This is a genomic window from Winslowiella sp. 2C04, assembly GCF_050037805.1.
GTDB classification, from domain to species: Bacteria; Pseudomonadota; Gammaproteobacteria; order Enterobacterales; family Enterobacteriaceae; genus Erwinia; species Erwinia toletana_A.
The window spans coordinates 2673538-2695522 of record NZ_CP188300.1; the positions used below are offsets into that span (position 1 = coordinate 2673538).

Below are 21985 nucleotides of genomic sequence, written 5' to 3' on the forward strand. Positions count from 1 at the left end.
ACATCTCACCGCTGAAAAATAACCCGCCAGCGTAACGGCGGGTTTTTCAGCGCTCTGCCTGCAACGCATGCCAGAGAGTAACGACGATCTTCCTGCAGAGTCTGATAGTGTGCCAGTCCAACCGCCGCTCCTTCACGCCCACAGATTCTTGCCCTCCCTTCCTTCCCGGGTAACACGTAAAACGATGAGAGTGGTTGAGCCAGACCCGTTCCGGACATTTTGAGCCAGGCCTCTTTAAGGCTCCAGAGCGTAGTGAAGTGCAGCAGATCATCATCCGTCTGCGCCTCCAGCCATGCGCGTTCAACAGGATGAAAAAAACGGTCTGCTACTCTTCGTTTAATCTCAGCTTTCCCCGTGACATGCTCAATATCCACGCCGACCGGATACTGGCTGCTCATCGCTACCGCAGCCAGCGTGCCACTGTGAGATAAATTAAAATGCAGCCATGCATGAGCAGGCAGCCAGGGCTTGCCGGCCGGGGTTCTGGCAAGCTGTAACTCTTCAGGCGGGATCTGCAGCGTGTCAGCAAGCGTAGCGCGTAGCCAGCCCTGTATCGCATCACGCCTTAACGGGCCGTCCGGGGTGTGTTCAAACGAACGAACCAGACAATACGCCTGCCCGGACTCGGGTCCGGGCGTTGCTTTATCGTTGCAGGCTAATGGTGGCATGGCATCCCGGCATCCCGTCGCGATTTTTTAACGTTAAGTAGCCATCGTGCTGTTCAGCAATCTGGCGGCACAATATTAATCCTATTCCACTGCCTGCTGACTTGGTCGTATAGAAAGGAACAAAGAGATTGTCCGGATTGCTCAACCCGACCCCGCTGTCCAGGAGAGAGATCAGAACCCGGTCATTTTGCGCCTGCCAGATAAGGGTGATCGCGCCCGGATTATCCCCCATCGCCTCATCGGCATTTTTGACCAGATTAATCAGCAGTTGATAAATTTGCCCCCGATCGATTCTGGCCGTCAGGGGTTCTGGCCCATCAAGCTCAAACTTACGGTGCATAAAGAGTAAAGGCAGTTCTTTAATCAGCCCGGCCAGATCCTCTTCCACCCGGTTAGACGGGGCCAGTTTGTTCAGCTGCTGATAACTGCTGATGAAGGTAATCAGCTCTTTTGCTCTGCGGTTAATCAAATCGACGCCCTCCACAAAGCCCTCTGGTGCCTGAGCGGCATGGGTGCGGTAATGCTGTTGCAGCATCTGGCTTATGGAGGCGATGGGACTCAGCGAGTTATTGATTTCATGACTGATGACGCGCAGCAAATTCTGCCAGGCCTTTTTTTCCTCATGTCGCAGTAACTCATCCACGTCATTGATGAATAACAGCACGTTTTTTTTGCCATCCACGATATAGGTATCGCTGTTCACCTTATAACGACCGGGCCGGCCATTACGACTGAACTCAACAGGATGGCCGGTATTGGCATTTTTCAACAGCCAGCCTGACTGCCACTGCTCGCCGTCCTCACCGATCAGCGATTCGATGGGACGCTCCAGCATCCGTGCGGCGGCATCATTACACCAGATGACCCGATGCTGACTGTCGAGAGCGAAAATGGAAATGCTGATATTAGAGAGCACTTTCTGTAACAGGAAATCCATTTCACGCTGCTGCTGACGATGACGTGATAGCTGCATGGCAATAGCGTTGATCTGACTGATTACGCCGTCAAAGATGTCCCGTCCTTTGGTGCTTCCCCGCAGGCTGAAATCTTCCTGTTCCACGGCCTCAAGCAGATTTGAGATCACATTGACTTTATTATTCAGTTGCAGAAAAAAGTGGTAGCCAGAATAGAGTGACGTTACCGCTAAAATCAGAACAGTTAATATTTTGAGGTAAGGAGACTGCGACGGAAATCCCCAGAGAAGCAGATAGGCCAGTATCCCCCCCAGCGAAGAGAGGCTGCACAGAATGAAATACCGTAACCTGAAGGTGTCGAAAAGTTTACTCATGACTTATTTTTAGCTTGTCCAGTCTGCGATAAAAAGCACTGCGGCTAAGGCCAAGCGAGTCTGCGGCTTTAATCGCATTTCCCTCATATTGATGCAGGCGTTTCAGCAACAGTGATTTTTCTATTTCCGCCAGGGTCAGTGAGTCAGCGGACTCTCCTTCAGTCACGGGTTCAACGCGCCGCGGCTGCATCTCCTCATTTCCCGGCAGACAGAGATCCTCAATGTCGATCCTGTTATCCCTGCAGAGGAGGACGGCCCGCTCAATGAGGTGGCTTAGTTCACGAATATTCCCCGGCCAGGTGTAGTCATGCAGTCCCTGAATGGCCGGGCGGGATAACTGCGGCACGGGTTTATTGTACTTTCGTGCAAAGCGCATCAGAAAGCGCTCTGCCAGAATCTCAATGTCCTCCTGCCTTTCACGCAGCGCCGGCAGATGTAACTGAATAACATTAAGTCGGTACAGTAAATCCTGGCGGAAAGCGCCGTTAGCCACGGCTTTTTCCAGATCGGCATTGGTTGCTGCAATGATCCTGCAATTCGTTTTTTGCGTACGGGAGGAGCCGACACGCTCAAACTGCCGCTCTTCGAGAACACGCAGCAATTTCACCTGCTGTGACAACGGCAGGTTGCCAATCTCATCCAGAAACAGGGTGCCTTTGTCTGCCAGCTCAAAGCGTCCGATGCGGTTTTCGCGCGCATCGGTGAACGCGCCTTTCACATGCCCAAACATTTCACTCTCAAACAGATGTTCGTTAATGCAGCCGGTATTAACCTCAACCAGGCTATTGTCTTTGCGGGATGAGAGATGGTGAATATGGCGCGCCAGCAAACTTTTGCCCGTGCCATTTTCGCCCAGAATAAGAATGCTGGTATCCGTTCGCGAGACAGCCTGAACCATGTTCAGCAGCTGTTGCATGGAACGGGATTGAACCACCCACTTACTGTCCATGTCATCATCGCGAGCACGTTTCAGGAGTTTATTCTCTTCCCGTAAACAGTTTCCTGAACGTCTTGCACGACTGAGTTCGATTTGCTGCTGAACAATGCTCAGCAAACGTTCATTATCCCAGGGTTTTTGAATGAAGTCTGCTGCGCCGGCACGCATCGCGTTGACGATAATATCCACGCTGCCCCACCCGGTCATGGTCACAGCAGGCAGACAGTCGTCAAACTTTTTCAGCTCATCGAGGAGCTGCAGCCCCTCTTTGCCTGAAGTCGTATCCTTCTGGAAATTCATATCCATCAGCACCAGGTCAAACGGCTTACTGGTGAGATGCCGCATCAGCTGGCTGGCCTGCGTTTCAAGGGTTACATCATAGCCTTCCATACGCAGCAATAATTCAAGGCTGCTTAAAATTCCGGTATCGTCATCTATGATGAGGATCCGTTTTTTTTCATCCATAAAAAGACTCAGCTCAGCAAACCATGCCGGAACGGCATGGAGAAGATTTATTCATGTCTGATCGCTTCTGACGGTGACAAACGTGTCGCCCGACGAGATGGAAACCAGACCGCGACCGCAACCACCAGCGAGATGGTTAATGCTACACCTGCAAATAGCAACATAAAACCTGTCCTGCCATCACCCAGAATACGGATCAGTTTCGGTGCGGTAAACAGTGCCAGTGGCAGACCAATGATCAGTCCGGCCAGTAGCTGTTTTCCGCCCTGGAGCATCAGCATTTTTATGAGCATACTCTCTGTCGCTCCCATCGCCATGCGGACACCAATTTCCTGCACGCGCTGGTTGATAACATTACGCATCACCGCGTAAATGCCCGTTGCGGCCAGTATCGTTGCGATCAGGCCAAACAGCATGAACAGGCTGGCAATGAAATGCAGTCCGGCCGTGTTGCGTGCCAGACGCTGGTCCAGTGTCTGAATCTGGCTGACGGAAAGGTTACTGTCAATCTGTCTGACGGCGTTGATCAGCGCAGGCCCCGACAACGCCGGATTTCTGGCGTGCAGCAGGACATTAACTGATGGTGCCGTCTGCTGTTGCAGGGAGCGATAAACGGTAGCGCGATGCCGGAAGGTGCTGAAAGGACGCCCGTGGATAACGTCAGGAACAACCCCTATCACACTGTACCAGCGCGGATCCTCCGCATTGCGAAGACGCAGTCGCTTGCCAATCACATCCTTTTCACCCGGCCAGTACTGACTGACAAAAGACTGACTGACAACCACGACCGGCTGTGAATCGCTGTCATCACTGAACGCAAACTCGCGTCCTGTCACCGCTTTGATCCCCATACCAGAAAGACTGCCCGGCATCACCTGAACATCATTAACCAGCGGATAGGACCACTTATCGCGGCTGTTAACGGTTGAACTATCGACATCCACCTGCTGTGGAACAGTAAACTGCCCGACGGTACTGGTTGTGATCGCCGAGCGATCACTTCCCGGAATCGTATTCAGGGCATTCTGCAGTTTCTGGTAAAACAGGATCTGGCTTTTTTCATCAGGATACTGGGTGGCGTTAAGGTGAATCTGCCCCGTCAGGTAATCCTGCGTATTTACACCGTAATCCGCACGCGTAGCCTGATAAACCAGCACACCTAACAGGGCGCTGATACAAAGTATCGAACAGGATAAGCCCACTTCGAATGTCACCAGGATGCGGGAAATGCGGCCCGCACTGCGACTTTGCGCACCACGGGTTCCGTCACGCAGCACATCGTTGAAATTGCCGTGAGTAATTTTCCAGGCTGGCAGTGCACTTGTCGTAACCACTGTCAGGATGACCAGAACCAGCGCCTGAAGGATCATTCCGCTATCCAGACTCAGATGCCACCAGAAAGGGATCTTGTTAGGGACGAAGCCGGGCAGAAGGCGATTAGTCATTTCCAGTCCCCAGGCGGCCAGCAGAACAGCAACAACCCCGGAAAGAAGACAGATGATCAGACTTTCCCACATCATCTGCATCACCAATCTGGCTGCCGGCGAACCCAGCGCCACCCGAATGGCAATTTCTTTGGCGCGCTCCGTAGTGCGGGCAAGCAGGAGATTGCCGACATTACAACAGGCAAGAACCAGCACGAATCCTACAGCGACCAGCATGACGACGAAAATTGTCACCGTCTCTTCGCCCATGAAGTTTTCCTGGAAAGTCAGCACCTGTGCTGACAACCCCTTATTGGTTTCAGGATAGCGGCTCGCCAGACTTTGCATCACTGCATTCAGGTCCGCATTTGCGGCACTGGCCGAAACGCCAGGTTTCAGACGGGCATAGACGGAAATCTCCGGGGCATCCTTACGGGTCAAAAACTGTGACGGGTTCAGCTGCGAGGGAAGCCAGAGATCCTGAAAAAAAGGAAAGGCAAATTCTTTCGGCATGATGCCGACGATACGCGTCCTGACACTGTTAATCAGTACGCTGCGGTTAATCACTGACGGGCTTCCGGCAAAATAATTTTGCCACAGTGCATAACTGATCACAGCGACCGGTTCAGCACCGGGTTCAGTATCGCCCTGGCTGAACGCCCTGCCCTGAAAAGGTTGCACGCCCGTATAGGAGAACATATCGTCAGTACTGCGCGTCGCCATATATGAAACGGCTTTATTGCCATCGCTGATATCTGCACGCTCACCGTAAAAGTAGCCCACATTCTCCAGCGCGGTGCTGTGCGCTTTGATTTCGGCGTAATCAAGATAGTTAAGCCCGGAGTCGCTCAGGCTTGCGCCATTTACGACGGGGTTTAGTAACACCATATTCTTGCCGTGCGTATACGGCAGAGGTGAAAACATAAACGTATTGATCACCGACACCATATAAAGCGTCAGCGCTAGACCGCACGACATAATTAACACGGTCATGGCGGAAAAAGCGGGGCTTTTCAGTAACAGTCGCAAAGCATATCGGATATCAAATAGCATCTTATGCTTCCCTGATTAGCGTGAGTTCATGGTTATGAAAACCATCGGCGACAACCTGACCATCAGAAAGAATGATACTGCGCTGAGCGCGTTCAGCAGAGCGCGGGTCATGCGTCACTATACAGATGGTTGCGCCCTCTCTGTGCAGATTGTCCAGAATATCCATTACCGCTTCGGCATTTTTTGAATCCAGGTTACCTGTCGGTTCGTCCGCCAGCAGGACGGAGGGAGAGCCGACAATTGCCCGCGCGACTGCAACGCGCTGCTGCTGCCCGCCTGACAGCTGGGAAGGATAATGACGCGCCCGGTGCGACATATGAACCTTCGCCAGCGCATCACTTACCCGGCTCTGTCTTTCTGCTTTACTCATCTCTTTACGGTAGGTCAGCGGCAGCGCCACATTTTCTTCAATGGTCAGATCGCTAATCAGATTAAATGACTGGAAAATAAAGCCAATGTCGCGATTACGTAAAGAGGCACGCTGCTGCTTAGTCATATTTTCGACATTATGTCCGGCCAGTGTATAGGTGCCGGAAGATGCGACGTCCAGTAAACCAAGAATGGAAAGAAGCGTTGATTTTCCGCATCCTGAAGGACCGGAAATGGCCACATATTCACCTTTAGAAAGGGTAAAGCTGATTTTGCTTAACGCATGCGTTTCAATTTCATCCGTCAGAAAAATCTTGTTGATATCGTTGAGTTTTACCAAATTTTCCATTGTTTCGGTGTCCATAAATTGTCCCTTTATCGTTGCTGTCGGGTGTTGTGCATTCAGGGCGTGATTGCGATCTGATCAGCATCCTGCCAGGCAGAACTGTCGCTAAGAATAATTTTGTCGCCAGCGCGCAAGCCACTGGTGATCTGGATGAAATCAACTGAACCCTGACCAAACTCCACCTTCATTTTGGTGGCTGACTGCTCTTTTTCATCAAGCCTGTAGAGTGTGGAAGGCAGATTGTTTTGCGCGTAGGGTGGTCTTTCCACAAACAGCGTTTGCGAAATCTTTGCCACGGCAATCAAGCCATCTACACTTAAATCGGGTCGGGCTTCCAGAGGCAGAGGCCCCTCAAACGTCACATCAACTTTGACCGTACCATTAACCACCGCCGGATCAACCCTCGATACCCGCCCCTGAAACGTACTTCTTCCTGTATTCATCATCACTGGCTGCCCCACAGCTAAATCCCGCGACTGCAACTCAGGAACTTTTAGTTCAGCGTAAAGGTCTTTTTCTTTGGCCAGCCGGGCAATGTTACTTCCCGTTATAATGCGCTGCCCGGCCTGCACGGCGACATCCTGCAATACCCCATCAATCGGGGAGGTGACATTCAGGGACTGCATTTGCTCTTCGCTCAGGACGACCAGGGAGGCAGATTTTCTCAGGCGCATCAGATTGGCTTTGGTGTCAGCGTCAACACTCTGCTTCAGAGTAGCTAAACGTTTTTCTTCAAATTCAACCTGATGACGATTGAGTTCAGTCGCAATACGGGTCGTCTCATAATCCAGCACGGGTACGGCAGCGATGTACTTTTTCTGCGCTTTAAGCTTCATTTCAGAACCCGATAAACGAGACTTTGCATCCAGCAGGACGGCTTCCTGATTAAGAATTTTATTCTTCAGCTCCGCATTTCTGGCGTCAGTCTCTGCCTGCAGCGCATCATATTCCAGTTTGTTTTCCTGGTATTGTTGCTCAACCGTAGGATTACTCATCTTAACCAGCAACTGGCCTTTTTTAACCCGCGTGCCCGCTTTATAAATGACCGCCTCGACCCGGGCATCAACGCTGGCTGAAACCCAGTTAATGTCCTGTGGAAGCAATACACCATTCCCTCTGACATCCACCGAAAAATTGCCATATTTCACCTCTGCCACGGAGAGGCTACTGAGCGGGACCTTATAAGGAGAAAATTTTACGTTATAAATCACAAGTAACGTGGCGAAAACCAGCCCCCCGGAGATCCATTTAATCCCGTGCTTTCTGAACCACTGTTTATGACCTGGCTGTGTGATTGAAATATCCATTGTCTTACCCTGTGAAAATGCTGGTAAGACTCAAGCAAAGAGTGTGCCACAAACAAAAATATAATTTTTTTCTTTTAAATCATCAGGTTGAAAGAAAAAGATTATTATCCTCCCACTCTGATTTCCTGTCCGTCTCATTAACGGAACGTCCCTTTCTCACAAAACAGCCGTTTAGCAGGACAATTACACGCCTGAGACGTGTCAGACGGGCATTCCCATTATTGGGATTAATTACCAGCCCGCTCGCTTCCTTCTTCCCATTTCCGGGAAATCCGCCTTCCCGAAACAGGGAAAGTTAATAAAAAACCATAATAAACAGCATGTTATTAAGTTAACTTTTTTGGCACGTTGGTTGCTAAATGAAACTATAAGCACCGCCCGAATAAATTCACGGTTCAACTTATCATCGGTAACATAAGGAGTGTGTATGTTAGAATGCAGACTGACAGAAGCAGAAAAAGAGGGATTTAGCCGGAAAATAGTGGATGATCTTGAAAACCGGCATCTGGTCATTTATGGCAAACAAGCGAAAGCAGAAAAGGCGCACTGCATCGTTAAAGTCATTGACTACATCATTGAAAATATTTCTGAAGACATTTTATTAGAAGATCTCGAACGTATCAGCGGCAAGACCCGCTTTGATATCTGTCGCGTGTTTAACCTTTTCTACGGCATCACGCCCATAAAATGGATGTGGAAAGTCAGACTTACTCTGGCAAAAGAATTTATCGATCTGGCCCCCGACTGGTCTTTGACTGACATCAGTTGTGCGTGTGGATTTACTTCGCTGCCCCATTTTTCCAGAAGCTTTAGCCTTGCTTATAAACAGTCGCCCATGAAGTTTAAGAAAACAGCACGCGAAAGAGTGAAAGTGGATGATAAAAAAGATCATATGGAGTTTGACAGGATGTTTGGCGTTGACCGTAACAGCTTCTCAAAAAATGTGCTGATCAATAATCTTCACCTGATATAAGCAACAGGTACATCCCGATTGGATACCAGAGTGTCTATCGGGTTGTACTTTCAGGCGACGTCTACAGCAGATTAATCGTCATAAGTTAGTCTAAATTAAAATATATTCTACTACACAATAAGTTTCATAAAATAGCATAGCTGGATTATTTTAACGTACATTAAACCAGGTAACTTTCAGCATCACACTAGTCCCCGTTCAGCCATTGATACTGTGTCAGCCCCTGCCACGATAAAGTGATCAAGCAACCGCACATCCAGCATTTCCAGCAGCTCCTGAAGCTTTTTAGTCAACCGGATATCGCAGTTGCTGGGTTCAGGCTCCCCGCTGGGGTGGTTGTGGACAAGGATGACTGCGGCGGCGTTATGTTTCAGCACACGCTTGATAACTTCGCGGGGGTGAATGCTGACCGTGTTTAACGTGTAAATAGACCCGTTTTAGTTCCAGACATTTTTTGAGATTCCGGCCAAATGATGGTGTTGTCGATATTCCTCCGGCGTCATATTGTTCAGTGATTCATGCGGGCGTACACAGTTATATTCTGACAACCATTTTTCCGTGATTTCCCGCACTTCATTCAGCGTTCTGAACAGATAAAAATCGAGTATTTCTGTACGGTATGTTCGGTTAAAGCGCTCAATGAAAGCATTCTGTGTCGGCTTACCCGGCTGGATAAACTCCAGTTTACGGCATGTTTCTCTGCCCATCCAGCCAGGGCCAGAGAGATAAACTCCGGACCATTATCCATGCGCAGCATGACCGGATAGCCGCGATCATGTCGAGCACACGGACCACTCGCAGAGCTGGCAGATTCAGATTGATTTCAATCGACAATGCCTCACGGTTAAAGTCATCAACAACATTGAACGTGCGAAAACGACGGCCACAGACCAGGGCATCATGCATAAAATCGACAGACCAGCTCTGGTTAAGCGCTTCAGGCGTGGCCAGTGGCGAGGGATTACGTACCGGCAACCGTTGTTTGCCCTTACGGCGAAAGTTCAGCTTCAGCAGACAGTAAATACGGTGGATCCTTTTGTGATTCCACGGGTATCCCTGCCGCCGCAGAACCTGGAAGAGTTTCGGAAAACCGTATCGTGGGTATCGCTCTGCCACTGCCTGCAACGCGACAATGACGGGTTCGTCACGCGTGGTATCCGGGCGGTAATGATAAACCGTTTTGCTCAGGTTCAGACTCCGGCAGGCCTGACGGATACTGAGTCCGAACGTCGTTATCAGATGAGTGACCAGCTCACGCTTAAAGGCTGGTTTTAAAGCTTTTTTTCGATAACATCTTTCAGCGCCCGGTTCTCAAGGCTCAGGTCGGCAAACATCTGTTTGAGACGTCGGTTCTCGTCCTCAAGATCCTTGATCTTTTTAATATCAGAAGCCTCCATGCCGCCATAAATAGCAGGCCTACGGATGTTTAGGAGAGTTTAAAATTGCTAATATTAACTTTTGGTAGCATTCAGGAAGTGACGAATGGCACGTAGATGTGAATTAAAAGGTATAGTGAATGCTCTGAATGGAAGTTTTGTCAGCCGAAATAACGAGTTTGGAGGATACTGGTCTATTGGTCAGTTAAAATTATTGGCTCTCAATGGCGGCCTTACTTCATTGGCTATTCCTCTTAGCATGTCTGAGGCTAACACCCCATACGATCTACAACGTTATACTGTGCATCGTTACGCGAATCTGCTCGAAAGCCTGCTAATCAAACAGCAAATACCCTGCTTTTGGGTTTGTAAGGCTGTCATTATGATCGACTTTAACGCTAATGCTGAACATGCAAGATCGTTTGAACACACAACCGTAGGCGAACCTTTCCAGTGCACCTGTCAAATTACTGATGACCTTGGTCGTGACTACTCATCCATAAATTATGGACGCTGCTTGCCGCATTCTGTCGAGCGTGAGTTAAAATCGACTCGTAATTCACTTCATAGTTAATCAGATCCACTTCCATTTTTCGCCCATAGCGTTCATTACGCCCCTTAGCCTGGATGCTTTGTACCGGGACCGGGCATTAACAAATTGGCAATTTGCTATTTGGCAGTGACGACGCTACGCTATCCTCAAGAAGGAAACGTTGTTATGAAACGAAGAACGCGCATTTATTACATGCCAGAACAAAAGGCGATTATCTGGGACAGATATAAGCAAGGTGATTCCCTACAAGATACCGCCAGAATGTTCGACAGATTTCATTCTTCTATTATGCCGACTATCCACCAGCCTGGTAGGTATCGTCCTCCTATCCGAAAGCGGCACCTACTGGCTCTTTCACGTGATGAAATAAAGGAAATACCCAGAGGGCTTGTAGCAAAACGTAGCATCAAGGACATCGCTGACGGATTATCAAGAACTCCCTCGATGATTAGTCGGGAGATAAAAAGTCATGGGGATGCAAAACATTACCATGCTGCTAAAAGCGGATAAGGACGCATGGGACAGTGCTGAGAGACCAAAGCCTTGTAAGCTAAATGAATGCCCCGCATTGTGTAAAATCATTGCAGAGAATGTGCATCAGGACTGGTCGCCGGAACTAACTTGCCGGTTGGCTGACACGCTATCATCCGGATAATAAGGAAATGCATGTGTCACACGATACGAATTATAAAAACGCTCTTTATACAAACCAGAGGAGCATAAAAAAAAGAACTGCAGCAATACCTCAGAAGCGGATGAGTAGTACGTAGATCCAGAACGTCATCGCTGAAAGGGAAAGGATTAGGTTTAATTACGGATGCGATCTGCATCAGCGAAAGACCACCTGATGTTACAGACAGAGCCATACCTCACCACTTGGAAGTAGACCTAATCCAGGGCTCGGAAAACTTCTACAACGTCACCCTCATAGAACGTCATTCCCACTTTATTATGCTTGCCAAAATCAGGGATAACAATACCATGACTGTTATATCTGCACTCATCAAACAAGCCCGGGAATTACCTGTTGAGCTCTATAATACATTAACACGGGATCGGGGGTCTAAAATGACCAGCCACACCCGGTTTACTGTAGCCACAGACATACAGGTTTATTTCTTTGATCCTCAACCTCCCTGGCAACGCGGCTCAAATGAAAATATGGACAGATTGCTCAGACATTATTTCCAAAAGGAACTCACTTCTCGATTCACAGTCAGCATAGACTAAACAGTATTGCCAGACAGCTCAACGCGAGGCCGAGAAAAACGCTGGGCTATGAATCTAGCAGAGCGGTTCACCCAGTGTGTTGCAACCATCGGTTGAGCTCACAACCTGAAGCGGACATATGTTCTGGACTTACATCGGTCTGTAAAGCCCAGGCCTAGTCTACAAATGCTTGTTGACTTTAATTCTTTGTCACTTTATAGAGGAATGAAAGTCGATAAAATTTTAAAGGAAGCTGGCTCATGTTACCGCAGGATAGTCTTCAACAGGAAGTTATTGAATCTGTACAAGTATCACTAAAATTTGATTTATTGTATCAAAGAATTAGACCAGATATATCCAAGTTTATCGCTGTCACCTCAAAGCTGTCCTTAAAAAGCCTTGATGACTGGGAACGTTTAATCCGGGCAGAGATTTTCTATTCACTTCGAAAATACAGTCCGAAACAAAGTGGTAATGAGATCCACCAGGTCGGGTCACTCCGATGGATGGACATATGTAACGCCGATGGTTTTAGGCGGGAACGAGCATTAAGGACAATATCAGGTGGGGCGCCAAATAGTTTCTTATTAGCTTTAACTGTACGAAAACTAAATGACTGGGTTCCGCAGGTAAGAGCTGCAGCGTGTGATGCTCTGCCATTGATTGCTGAAGCATCTGACCCTGAATTTATTGTTGATGTCTTGTTTATAACACTTCCCTACTGGAATTCTTGGGGGAGAATGGGAGATATCGAGAAAGAGGCGCTTATGAAAGTCATTTTAATGGAGAAAGTAACTGAGGCATTAAAAAAACGCATTCTAATATCCTCTTCGGGGCCTGTCGCTACAATATTTGTACAAGCTGGGCGCACGACAGCATTAGACAAATTTTTAGCCGAGATTGCAGAAAAATCAGTTCAACCTTCTCTGCGAGCAAAAGCGTATCGTTGTCAGTTTGAAAGTAAATTTGTTTGGGCTGAGGGGCTGACATGGCAGTGGGTTGACAAAGTACACGGCATAAGGCGGAGCATTCCTGTTTTAAAAGAACGAATAATATCTACTACAACTCCCTTTATTGAGATCTTAAGATCGGCGACAACCGACCGTTCCCCAATGGTTCGGCGTATAGCGGGTGAAATGCTTATTAAAGAACTGAATAATATTGGCGATGAAGCATTTAAACTGGCAAATATACTGGCTTCTGACACATCTCAATCTGTAGCAGAGCGTGGAAGATATGCATTGACCGACTTGAAAAAGCTGTAATTGACAGTTTTTGTCAAAAGTGGGCGTTTCCAATATCAAAATGTGTTGTTCAACCGGCAGCAGCTCAAACTGGATAAACCCACTGCAGAGCACCCATAGCAAACGTTGCCTACTGTATTGAACAGACTGCTCAGCTTGTGCCGGACCTGATAATCGAGCAGTCAGGCAGGTGATTTTTGGCAGGATAGTAGGCAATTCCGAAGTAAACCTGCTGCGTTACAGCCATTTCCATTAAGTATAATTTATTGATATTAAATCATTTTTATCCGACAGGCGCATATCAAACCACTAAACACATTTACTTATTTAAATGTATAAATATAATAACCCCCTTCTTTCACACTATGGACAGCCGTTCTATGACTCAGAAAACACTCTTTACTCCCCTTCAGCTTGGCGAATTCACGCTGCGTAACCGTATTGCGCTGCCTCCGCTGACGCGGTGTCGTAGCGAGCAGCCGGGCAATGTTCCGGGAGAGATGATGGTGGAATACTACCGTCAACGTGCCAGTGCCGGATTTATGGTCACGGAAGGCACTCAAATTGAGCCGCGGGGTCAGGGATATGCCTGGACACCGGGTATTCACAGCCAGGAACAAATCGCCGGCTGGAAAAAAGTTACCGAAGCTGTCCATCAGCAGGGTGGCGTTATTTTTTGCCAGCTTTGGCACGTTGGGCGCGTTTCCCATCATGAGCTTCAGCCCGCAAAACAAGCGCCCGTTGCACCTTCTGCCGTGCCTGCTGAAGGTGTCCGTGTATTTATCGAGACCGGACCAGGTGCCGGTATGTTAACCGCCCCCAGTGTTCCGCGCGAATTAAGCACGCAGGAAGTGAAAGAGATCGTCGAGCTTTACCGGCTGGCGGCAGAAAATGCGAAAGAAGCAGGATTTGATGGTATTGAGCTACATTCGGCGAATGGCTATCTTATTAATCAGTTTATCTCTGAACACAGCAATTTTCGTACCGATGAATACGGTGGTTCACTGCAAAACAGACTGCGTTTCCTGAGGGAAATTATCGTGGCCGTGAGCGCTGTTTTTGGCAGCGATAAAGTGGGCGTCCGCTTTGCGCCACTTTTTACCACGACTGACGAAGAACGCGTTTATCTGGGGCTGGTAGAGAGCGATCCTCATGCGACCTATATTTCAGCCGCGCAAATGTTAAACGAACTGCAGGTCGGCTATCTCTCGATTGCCGAGGCCGACTGGGACAATAGCCCGGATATGCCCGAAGCTTTCCGTATTGCGTTACGTGAAACATTCCGGGCCCCTATCATGTATTCGGGGCGATACACCCGCGAGAAAGCAGAGCAGGTGCTAAGCAAGGGATGGGGAGACTTCTTTGGTTTTGGTCGTACTTTCATTGCCAACCCTGACTTACCCGCGAGATTTAAACAAAATGTCGGCCTGAACTCTGTAGATAGCGCTACGCTATATGGCGGAACCGGTAAAGGATATACTGACTACCCTGTTTATAATTCCTGAAACCCGTGAGGCTGCATGTCACCTGAAAATGCCATGAAATTACTGTCCAACTCAACCCGTCTGTCAGTATTGAATTGGCTGAAAAATCCAGGTGAAGCGTTTACCGGCTACACGCAACTTTATGATTATGACAAATATGGAGTTTGTGCCAGCCTCATTCAGGATAAGGCCGGGCTTTCTCAACCCGCCACATCGCTGTGCCTGAAAGTCCTGCAGGATGCGGGGCTGCTTGAAGCCAATAAAGTCGGTAAATGGACGTATTACCGCCGCTGTGAGCCGCGAATTAACGAGGTGACATCCGCACTGGGTGATTTTCTGGAGAATCTGTAAACAGGCCATAATTAACCGAACAGCGCCGGTGACATCAGTTGACCGGCGTTAACTGCTCGACACTGTTGTTGGCGAAAGCTGAGCGGCCGCCTCCAGTTACCGATAATCTCTATTAGTACACTGATTAGCAGCCAGAAGCTGACACTATTTTTTCTTATTAAGCATCGACTTTAAATCAGCAAAAGGATTGTAGGTCGCTGCATCAACATCTTTTTGCGCGTCCTCCCCCGCGATTACGGTTGTACCGTACTGGTCGGCTTCGGTGTACTTTGAATGTTCGTGGTCATGGCAATACAGGCATAATAGCTCCCAATTGCTGCCATCTTCCGGATTATTGGTATGATCATGATCGATATGGTGAACCGTTAATTCGCGTAGGTTTGAATAAACAAACTCTCGCGTGCAGCGTCCACATACCCACGGATAGATTTTAAGTGCTTTCTCACGATAGCCGCTTTCCAGCCGCGAGTAGTTTTTTGGGATCAGAGCCATTGCCGATGTTTTACCTGTTATAGAGTGATGATTTACGATAGTGCCAATAATCTATCCCAAAATGGCACAGAAGGAGAACTGAAAGAGGAACAGGATATTGATTTTGATGGGTGAATGCTACCGGGTCGAACCTGTAACCAGGAATGACGAGAGCGATGCTGCTCATCAGGCACTTCCATACCGCCAAACTTTTTACGCCCTATTCAGAGACTGGCGTCGGGAATGACGTGCTGACGGCAGAGTTCACGGCTGAAACCTGGCGGGGAGCAGCTCACAGACCTAAGCCATCCGGCGTTCATGCTCGGCAACGTGGTACAGGCCAGACAATTACAGGTATAATCCCTCACATTATTCAACTGGTTGAGAAACGAACATGACAAAACTCACCTTACAAGAGCAGATGCTTAAAGCTGGATTAGTGACCAGCAAGAAGATGGCCAAAGTCCAGAGAACCGCTAAAAAATCGCGGGTTCAGGCTCGTGAGGCCAGAGAGGCGGTGGAGGAAAATAAAAAAGCACAACTTGAGCGTGATAAACAGCTAAGCGAACAACAAAAACAAGCTGCTTTATCGAAAGAGTATAAAGCTCAGGTGAAGCAGCTGATTGAAATGAACAGAATCGTCATTTCAAAAGGCAATATAGATTTTAACTTCACAGATAATAACCTGATTAAAAAAATAGCGGTTGATAAGGCGACTCAAACCCAGCTTATTAACGGTCGTCTCGCCATTGCTGGCCTGGACGCGGCTAATGGCAAAGATCGCGAATATGTCATCATTCCCGCGGTTGTAGCCGATAAAATTGCGCAACGGGATGCAAATAGCATTGTGTTAAACAGCGCACTCAGCCTCGAAGAACAGAATGAAGATGACCCGTATGCCGATTTTAAAGTGCCTGATGATTTAATGTGGTAACGGACAGGTGCCAGCGAAAGCATGGTTAAAGATACTTTCGCTTTCAGAATGGGCAGTCATTACGGGCTTTGATCGACTCTCCGCTAATCGGATGAACAAAATGCAATTCACTGGCATGCAGCATCAGGCGCGGCGTGCGTTCGGTGCCCGGTAGCAACCGACCGCCATATAAGTCGCAGCCCAGTATGGGGTGGCCCAGCTGCTGGCAGTGAATGCGCAGTTGATGGGTGCGCCCGGTCTCCGGGGTTAGCTGCACCCGCGCCACTGGCAGTATCGTCAAGTCTTCCTGCTGATAATAAAAACGCTCAATAACCTGATAACGGGAGCGAGCTGGCTTACCGTGGACTGAGCAAATCGACATCAGCGGAAACAGCTGCGGATCCTTAGCGATTGCCGCGTCTATCACCCCCTGGTCGTGGTCGGGATGTCCGCAGAGCAATGCACTGTACACTTTGGTCACTGTACGCTGACTGAACTGTTGGCAGAGAGCGGCATTAATCGCCTTATTGCGGGCAACGACCATTAGCCCGGACGTACCGAAATCAAGGCGATGGACGAGGGTGCAGTCGGGAAATGCCTGTACCAGTCGATAATGCACTGAATCGAGGTTTCGCGGATTTTTTCCCGAAAGACTGAGCAGCCCGGCGGGTTTATTGATCAGTACCAGATGATCGTCCTGATAGAGCACCTCTATCTCTTCATGGCACGGCGGAGCAATAAAAGTATCGAAAATCGTAGACATCAGGCTGCCCGCAGGGTGAGTGGCTGCGGATAATAACGAATTTTAAGCCAGCTGGCGAATCTGGCTATTCGCCCCAGATGCAGCAGAATCAGAATAAATGTTTACATCTTACGCAGAACAGGCCTTGATTAATCTGGCAAGGATATAAGCCAATCACCAGCGCATCTGCTGAAAAGAGAAATTTATTCTAATTCACCCCCACTCGGGTGTAGTTCCAGCGCGTACCAAGATCGTTAATCAATGCATAGCTTAACGACTGGCTCGCCGCCACCTGCCCCACTGGCAGCGTAGTTTCAGACTCAGGAGCGACCATGACACTATCAAGACGCTGCCCGGCGTAGCTGATATCCGTCAGCGTCATATGCCAGGGTGTTGGATTGACGATTTGAAGCTGCTGGCCGCCCTGCACTTGCTGCAAACGAAAGCGCAGTTTTTGCCCGTCCTGCTCAACAGGATCATCCAGCCCGGCGGGGCGTATAAACACTTTTATACGCAGTCGCAAAGGTAGCACCACCCGCTGCCCCTGAGGGGTTGCTGAAGAGGTATTCGGCGGAATTTGATAAATATTCAACCAAAACAACGTCTCTTTATCTTTTGCCAGGCTGGTTTGTGAGGTCAACAGCAAACGCAGTGATCGCACTTCACCAGGCTTCATGCTGAAAACCGGCGGCACCGCAATCAGCGGCGTGTGGGTGCTCTCCGGCGGTGTCATAGGATCGCCATTATCACTCCAGATCTGTACCAGCGTCGGCTGTTTTTCCGAGTTGGAGAGCGTGACGGACGCCGCATTCGCGCCCTGATGGAAGACTATCCGCGTCCCTTCCACATTCACCACCGCCAGCGCCGGTAAAATGCCAGCGACTATCAGCAGCACACCGACACACCAAGGTATTCGCGATTTGCTACTGAAAACTGACCATAATCTGTAATTGCGCATTCACTGTTCCCGCCGTGATCGGCTGTTGATTTATCGCTTCCAGCGAGGCGGTGAAATCCCCCGCATAAATTTCCGTGCTGCCGCTGGACACCAGCGTAGTTAAATCCCTGAATGCATACCATCCGCGCGGATTGCCCTGTCCGTAGGAACTGGCAGTAAGATTGGGCAATAAATTCAACGCGCTGCCGTCGCTTTTGTAAATACGAATCCCGACGCCAGAGGCTTCACCCGCGCCCGCACCGTAATTGTTATCCAGTAGCCAGGTCAAACCACCGCCGCTGGTCACTAATCCTAATGAGGTTGCTGCGGCTACGGCTTTAGGCTGATTGACCAAAAATCCCATTGATACGTTTGCCGAACTGGTGGTCGACACGCTGGTGCTGGACACCGCACCGGTCTCACACTCAATGGTAACGTTGAAGCCTGTCTGGCTCGCGCCGCCCTGGCTCAGCTCCGTTGCCGTAATAGTCGGCAGGATCACCGTATTAGGAAAGTCGTTGACCCGACAGGTTGCCCCTCGCACGAAGGTGACACCTGCCGCGTAGAGGCTCCATGAACCTGGCCACGCACTGTAAAAACCATCCCAGTAGCTGGCTGAATCAGCACCTTCAGTCACGTTGGTACTGAGACCAGGGCCTTTAAAGATGCTGTAACCATGAGGTTGCGAATAAGTGTAGGTATAACGATTTGCCGCGTTGGCAAACCAGGTGGTGCTGTCGATGCGGAAAATCTCCATCAACACGTCGCTAAAAGCACTGGCGGGAACGTAGATCCAAGTACCATCAGAGAACCAGTCATCCTCGGTTAACTTGCGACCTTGCCAGTAACGTGAGAAGTAAGCTCCGGTTCTCAGGTTGGTGAGCCGAACCGCGACGTTGCGCATGTAACTGTAATACGCGCCGTCGATTTCACTCGCCGCATACATGCCGGTATAAGTGTTATCGCCATTGGTGGCATACATCTCATACAGGCTGTCCGCATCAGCGACAGCACAGCGGAAAAGAATTTGATTTGCCGAATAGGCGGTCGCCGCCCCCTGACTGAGAAAACTCATCGACGAGCTGGCCAGTAGCGTACCGGAAGACTGAAAAGTACCGTTGCTCAGGCTGATAACGCCAGGTATGCCGATGTTTTTAGCATTACAGGTATCACAGGCGCCGGTCCAACTGGCCGCCGTATAGCCAGCGTCAATGGCTGCCTGAGAAAGTGTTGCGCTGCTGGTTACCCGGCTACAGGCGGCGTTCACCGTCTGGCTCAATAGTGAAAGGGCAAGCAGTGAGAGGCCGATACGCAAATTCATAATCCCTCCCGCATCTGACAAGGCAGCTGTAAATGGGTAAAGGGATCGCTGCCACGCGGTGGCAAGACGTACTGTACTTCGCACTGCTCGGTCATTAAGGGTCCCCATTTTACTTTCAGACTACCGCGTGGATCGGCAATACGCGCATAGATTTGACCACCCTGCCCGACCATTCCCAAACTGTTACCGGCGCTATCCAGCACATCGGCTCCCATCGGCGGATAGCTGCCATCACTCAATTCGGTGGCGATTAATATTGCTCTCCCCTGTAGCGTAGTAAAATTCACTCTTGCTATTGCACCGGCATAAGGCACAACTCTCTGGCTGCCGCCCTGCAGTTCGGTTTCATCATTCATTTTGCTGGAATCCAGTGCAATGGTGTTGTACTGGTACGGCGTCATTGACGGCAGAATTGCGTAACCAAAACGATTTATCGTTGCGCCCTGTCCGTTACGAATCTGTGCGCCCTCTGCGCCAGGGGCATTAACCAGCGCAAAAGTATCGCTGGCGTAAGGGCCCATAGTCACGCCACCCTGATGTAGCACCAGCGTGCTCGATGCGCCCACGCCATACTGGCGATAGCCTTCGCCCTTGCCGGCAGAGGCCCGCACCGCGCCGAGAGAGGTTGCTTGCTGAACGCTGCCGCCAGCGGTCATCGCATTACCCCCCTGCCGATAATCTTCCAGGCCGGTATACGCTGACCAGGTCAGTTGGCTGTTATCACCTGATGCACCAGCAATATTCAAGGTGCCCGAACGTGAATCCCGGGTTCGGGTCATATCCAGCGAGGCGATAGCAGTTGATTTACCAAAATCAAACGGCACCGAAATCCCAATTGAAACCAGTGTTTCCGTCACGCGTTGCTGTCCGCTGGTGTCATAATCAGCATCATTGACGCTGGCGAAAAAGCGCCCTCTGTCCAGTACGGTTCGCTGACGCGATACGTTAAGGTTGTAACTGATGCTTTGCCAGCTATTGCTGTAACCCAGTTGCAGCTGCGTTACGCGTGACGAATCGCCGTAGTAGTCGCTGGTGCTGGCGGAGAGATTTAGCATTCCCCAGTCATCCATCGACTGATTGACAGTGGCGGAAAAACGATTTTTTTGATTCAGGTTGTCGGAAGAATAAATGACGCCATCCTGATACTGATGGCGCTGGCCGAGGACATCCGGTAAATCGCGAAATCCGGCGGTGGAATAGCGCCACGCGGCCAGCACCACGCTGGTTCCGGTGGCGAATGTCCGGCTATAACTCAACTCACTGCGCCAGCCCGTCTCGCTCTGTTCGAACACTTCAGCATGAGACCAGGTGGCATTCAGCCCTAGCGCGCCAAAGCGGGTGCTGATAACCGATCCCAATAAACCGGCAAAATAGTCGTCGGCGACGCGGACACCGCCATTTAACGTCAGAGAATTGTTGACGCCATGCTGGACAATCCCCTCGGCAAACTGATTATCCACCGAGGAGTAATTACGCACTTTTCCCATTGCCAGCTCATATCGCCAGTTACCCGGCCGTACAGAGTCCGGCACCGAAGCATAAGGAACGGTGAAGGTAGAAACGCGTCCGCCGGCTTCGATCACCTCCACCTGCAGGTCGCCCTGATCGCGCGTGTTGTACAAATCGCGGATGACAAAAGCCCCCGGCGGCACGTCAGTTTCGTAAATAATTTGCCCGAGCTGGCGCACCACTACATGCGCTGAGGTGCCCGCCACGCCACGCACTTCTGGTGCATATCCGCGTCGACTTTGCGGCCACATGCGTGTATCACTGCCCAATTTGACACCGTTAAAGGACAAGCTGCCAAACAGACTGTTGCTGGTATAATTCTCTCCCAACGACAGAATGCTCTCGATAGCCGGAATCGGGCGATCAACCCAGCTGCGCACTGAATTATATTTATAATCACTGCCGGTTAGATTACTTTCGTAGTAACGCAGGTTGCCCTGGTGGCGCAATTGCCAGAGCCCAACGTTAGTACCGGCATTGAGCGAGCTCCACAAGTAGCCGTATTGATAATTACTGTGGGTATTTTCAGTGCGGGAATAGTTAGTATTGTGGCGGAAAAAAAGCGCCGGAATGCCGCTGTCCCATTCAGAAACCGGAATAAATCCGCGCGGCGTGCGCGACAGTGCCTGCTGCGGCACCAGCAGGTTAAGGCGCAGTGCGCTCATATCAAGCTCTTCAGAGACGGTCTGACCGGTTTCTGACAGCAACAAACAATCGCCCGGCTGGCGCGCTGCACTGCCTTTTAACCGAATCGCTGTTTTCTGCATCAGTTCAGGCGACAGACAGGCCACCCCCTTGCCACCCTCATCGGCTTTAAATAATATCGGCTCAGCAGTAGCAATCAGTTGGCTGTTTACATAGACGTCGAGCGTGTGCTCACCTGGCTCAGCAGAGACATCATGCTGATTAAATCGCGCCAGATCCTGCCCGTATGACGCGCCTTTTAATAAAGCCGGATCGAAGTAATAATCTTCGGCTTGCACTGACGGCAACCCACTTCCCACAGCCAGAATTATTGACGTCGCGACATGCGTTAAACGATGAA

17 protein-coding genes and 3 pseudogenes are annotated in these 21985 nt (G+C 49.8%); 7 read left to right on the forward strand and 13 right to left on the reverse strand.

From position 1 onward, the window contains the following. Positions 1–5: 5 nt before the first annotated feature. From ACP3TC_RS11915 to ACP3TC_RS11940, 6 genes are read right to left on the reverse strand one after another with little or no spacing between them, the layout of a single operon-like run. Positions 6–668: a 4'-phosphopantetheinyl transferase family protein gene (locus tag ACP3TC_RS11915; RefSeq protein WP_313857197.1), complete on the reverse strand. Its 663-nt coding sequence runs from the start codon at positions 666–668 to the stop codon at positions 6–8. Further along, entirely contained in the window at positions 643–1956 is a 1314-nt protein-coding gene (locus ACP3TC_RS11920) for a sensor histidine kinase (RefSeq protein WP_426816517.1), read from the reverse strand. The genes ACP3TC_RS11915 and ACP3TC_RS11920 overlap by 26 nt, the downstream gene beginning before the upstream one ends. After that, on the reverse strand, positions 1949–3358 hold the full coding sequence (locus ACP3TC_RS11925; protein ID WP_313857195.1) for a sigma-54-dependent transcriptional regulator: 1410 nt from the start codon (positions 3356–3358) through the stop codon (positions 1949–1951). The genes ACP3TC_RS11920 and ACP3TC_RS11925 overlap by 8 nt, the downstream gene beginning before the upstream one ends. A gap of 47 nt (positions 3359–3405) precedes the next feature. Further along, positions 3406–5835, reverse strand: coding sequence for an ADOP family duplicated permease (locus ACP3TC_RS11930; protein ID WP_313857194.1), 2430 nt, complete (start codon positions 5833–5835; stop codon positions 3406–3408). 1 nt (position 5836) lies between these two features. Further along, positions 5837–6553, reverse strand: a complete 717-nt coding sequence (locus tag ACP3TC_RS11935; RefSeq protein ID WP_390902537.1) for an ABC transporter ATP-binding protein — start codon at positions 6551–6553, stop codon at positions 5837–5839. A gap of 53 nt (positions 6554–6606) precedes the next feature. Further along, positions 6607–7857, reverse strand: a complete 1251-nt coding sequence (locus ACP3TC_RS11940) for an efflux RND transporter periplasmic adaptor subunit (protein ID WP_313857191.1) — start codon at positions 7855–7857, stop codon at positions 6607–6609. 427 nt (positions 7858–8284) lie between these two features. Here ACP3TC_RS11940 and ACP3TC_RS11945 point away from each other — a divergent pair, with 427 nt between their 5' ends. Then, positions 8285–8830, forward strand: a complete 546-nt coding sequence (locus ACP3TC_RS11945) for a helix-turn-helix domain-containing protein (RefSeq protein WP_313857190.1) — start codon at positions 8285–8287, stop codon at positions 8828–8830. Positions 8831–9012: 182 nt separating this feature from the next. On the opposite strand, the pseudogene ACP3TC_RS11950 reads toward ACP3TC_RS11945, so the two are convergent. Both ACP3TC_RS11950 and ACP3TC_RS11955 read right to left on the reverse strand, forming a co-directional pair. After that, positions 9013–9252, reverse strand: a pseudogene (locus ACP3TC_RS11950) (JAB domain-containing protein); the annotation flags it as partial. Between the two features lie 15 nt (positions 9253–9267). Next, positions 9268–10236 (reverse strand): annotated as a pseudogene (locus ACP3TC_RS11955) (IS3 family transposase); the annotation flags it as partial. A gap of 76 nt (positions 10237–10312) precedes the next feature. Here ACP3TC_RS11955 and ACP3TC_RS11960 point away from each other — a divergent pair. The 5 genes and pseudogenes from ACP3TC_RS11960 (at position 10313) to ACP3TC_RS11980 (ending at position 15047) form a co-directional block, all read left to right on the forward strand. After that, on the forward strand, positions 10313–10780 hold the full coding sequence (locus ACP3TC_RS11960; protein ID WP_313857188.1) for a hypothetical protein: 468 nt from the start codon (positions 10313–10315) through the stop codon (positions 10778–10780). Positions 10781–10924: 144 nt separating this feature from the next. Continuing rightward, positions 10925–12085 (forward strand): annotated as a pseudogene (locus tag ACP3TC_RS11965) (IS30 family transposase). 143 nt (positions 12086–12228) lie between these two features. After that, positions 12229–13233, forward strand: coding sequence for a hypothetical protein (locus tag ACP3TC_RS11970; protein WP_426816518.1), 1005 nt, complete (start codon positions 12229–12231; stop codon positions 13231–13233). Between the two features lie 359 nt (positions 13234–13592). Continuing rightward, positions 13593–14717 carry an alkene reductase gene (locus tag ACP3TC_RS11975; protein ID WP_426816519.1) on the forward strand — a complete coding sequence of 375 codons (1125 nt, stop codon included), beginning with the start codon at positions 13593–13595 and terminating at the stop codon, positions 14715–14717. A 15-nt stretch (positions 14718–14732) separates the two neighbouring features. After that, positions 14733–15047 (forward strand): ArsR/SmtB family transcription factor, encoded by a 315-nt coding sequence (locus ACP3TC_RS11980; RefSeq protein WP_426816520.1) that lies wholly within the window; start codon positions 14733–14735, stop codon positions 15045–15047. Positions 15048–15191: 144 nt separating this feature from the next. On the opposite strand, the gene yajD is transcribed toward ACP3TC_RS11980, so the two are convergent. Next, on the reverse strand, positions 15192–15539 hold the full coding sequence (gene yajD / locus ACP3TC_RS11985; protein ID WP_313857180.1) for an HNH nuclease YajD: 348 nt from the start codon (positions 15537–15539) through the stop codon (positions 15192–15194). Positions 15540–15912: 373 nt separating this feature from the next. On the opposite strand from yajD, the gene ACP3TC_RS11990 reads away from it, so the two are divergent. Then, positions 15913–16452, forward strand: a complete 540-nt coding sequence (locus ACP3TC_RS11990; protein WP_313857177.1) for a DUF2058 domain-containing protein — start codon at positions 15913–15915, stop codon at positions 16450–16452. A gap of 43 nt (positions 16453–16495) precedes the next feature. Here the strand turns inward: ACP3TC_RS11990 and ACP3TC_RS11995 are convergent, their stop codons facing one another. The 4 genes from ACP3TC_RS11995 to ACP3TC_RS12010 form a co-directional block, all read right to left on the reverse strand. Beyond that, positions 16496–17194 carry an RluA family pseudouridine synthase gene (locus ACP3TC_RS11995; RefSeq protein ID WP_313857176.1) on the reverse strand — a complete coding sequence of 233 codons (699 nt, stop codon included), beginning with the start codon at positions 17192–17194 and terminating at the stop codon, positions 16496–16498. A 187-nt stretch (positions 17195–17381) separates the two neighbouring features. Next, the gene (locus tag ACP3TC_RS12000) at positions 17382–18068 is read right to left on the reverse strand and encodes a fimbria/pilus periplasmic chaperone (protein ID WP_426816521.1); all 687 of its coding nucleotides are present in this window, start codon (positions 18066–18068) and stop codon (positions 17382–17384) included. Positions 18069–18096: 28 nt separating this feature from the next. Further along, entirely contained in the window at positions 18097–19431 is a 1335-nt protein-coding gene (gene stbD, locus ACP3TC_RS12005) for a fimbrial usher protein StbD (protein ID WP_313857174.1), read from the reverse strand. Then, positions 19428–21932, reverse strand: coding sequence for a fimbrial outer membrane usher protein (locus tag ACP3TC_RS12010; RefSeq protein ID WP_426816522.1), 2505 nt, complete (start codon positions 21930–21932; stop codon positions 19428–19430). The genes stbD and ACP3TC_RS12010 overlap by 4 nt, the downstream gene beginning before the upstream one ends. Positions 21933–21985 lie beyond the last annotated feature (53 nt).

What these genes read in the sequence shown, in the direction of transcription:
- ACP3TC_RS11915 (WP_313857197.1), bottom strand. Translation starts at nt 668, where the DNA reads ATGCCACCATTAGCCTGCAACGATAAAGCAACGCCCGGACCCGAGTCC.
- ACP3TC_RS11920 (WP_426816517.1), bottom strand. Translation starts at nt 1,956, where the DNA reads ATGAGTAAACTTTTCGACACCTTCAGGTTACGGTATTTCATTCTGTGC.
- ACP3TC_RS11925 (WP_313857195.1), bottom strand. Translation starts at nt 3,358, where the DNA reads ATGGATGAAAAAAAACGGATCCTCATCATAGATGACGATACCGGAATT.
- ACP3TC_RS11930 (WP_313857194.1), bottom strand. Translation starts at nt 5,835, where the DNA reads ATGCTATTTGATATCCGATATGCTTTGCGACTGTTACTGAAAAGCCCC.
- ACP3TC_RS11935 (WP_390902537.1), bottom strand. Translation starts at nt 6,553, where the DNA reads ATGGAAAATTTGGTAAAACTCAACGATATCAACAAGATTTTTCTGACG.
- ACP3TC_RS11940 (WP_313857191.1), bottom strand. Translation starts at nt 7,857, where the DNA reads ATGGATATTTCAATCACACAGCCAGGTCATAAACAGTGGTTCAGAAAG.
- ACP3TC_RS11945 (WP_313857190.1), top strand. Translation starts at nt 8,285, where the DNA reads ATGTTAGAATGCAGACTGACAGAAGCAGAAAAAGAGGGATTTAGCCGG.
- ACP3TC_RS11960 (WP_313857188.1), top strand. Translation starts at nt 10,313, where the DNA reads ATGGCACGTAGATGTGAATTAAAAGGTATAGTGAATGCTCTGAATGGA.
- ACP3TC_RS11970 (WP_426816518.1), top strand. Translation starts at nt 12,229, where the DNA reads ATGTTACCGCAGGATAGTCTTCAACAGGAAGTTATTGAATCTGTACAA.
- ACP3TC_RS11975 (WP_426816519.1), top strand. Translation starts at nt 13,593, where the DNA reads ATGACTCAGAAAACACTCTTTACTCCCCTTCAGCTTGGCGAATTCACG.
- ACP3TC_RS11980 (WP_426816520.1), top strand. Translation starts at nt 14,733, where the DNA reads ATGTCACCTGAAAATGCCATGAAATTACTGTCCAACTCAACCCGTCTG.
- yajD (WP_313857180.1), bottom strand. Translation starts at nt 15,539, where the DNA reads ATGGCTCTGATCCCAAAAAACTACTCGCGGCTGGAAAGCGGCTATCGT.
- ACP3TC_RS11990 (WP_313857177.1), top strand. Translation starts at nt 15,913, where the DNA reads ATGACAAAACTCACCTTACAAGAGCAGATGCTTAAAGCTGGATTAGTG.
- ACP3TC_RS11995 (WP_313857176.1), bottom strand. Translation starts at nt 17,194, where the DNA reads ATGTCTACGATTTTCGATACTTTTATTGCTCCGCCGTGCCATGAAGAG.
- stbD (WP_313857174.1), bottom strand. Translation starts at nt 19,431, where the DNA reads ATGAATTTGCGTATCGGCCTCTCACTGCTTGCCCTTTCACTATTGAGC.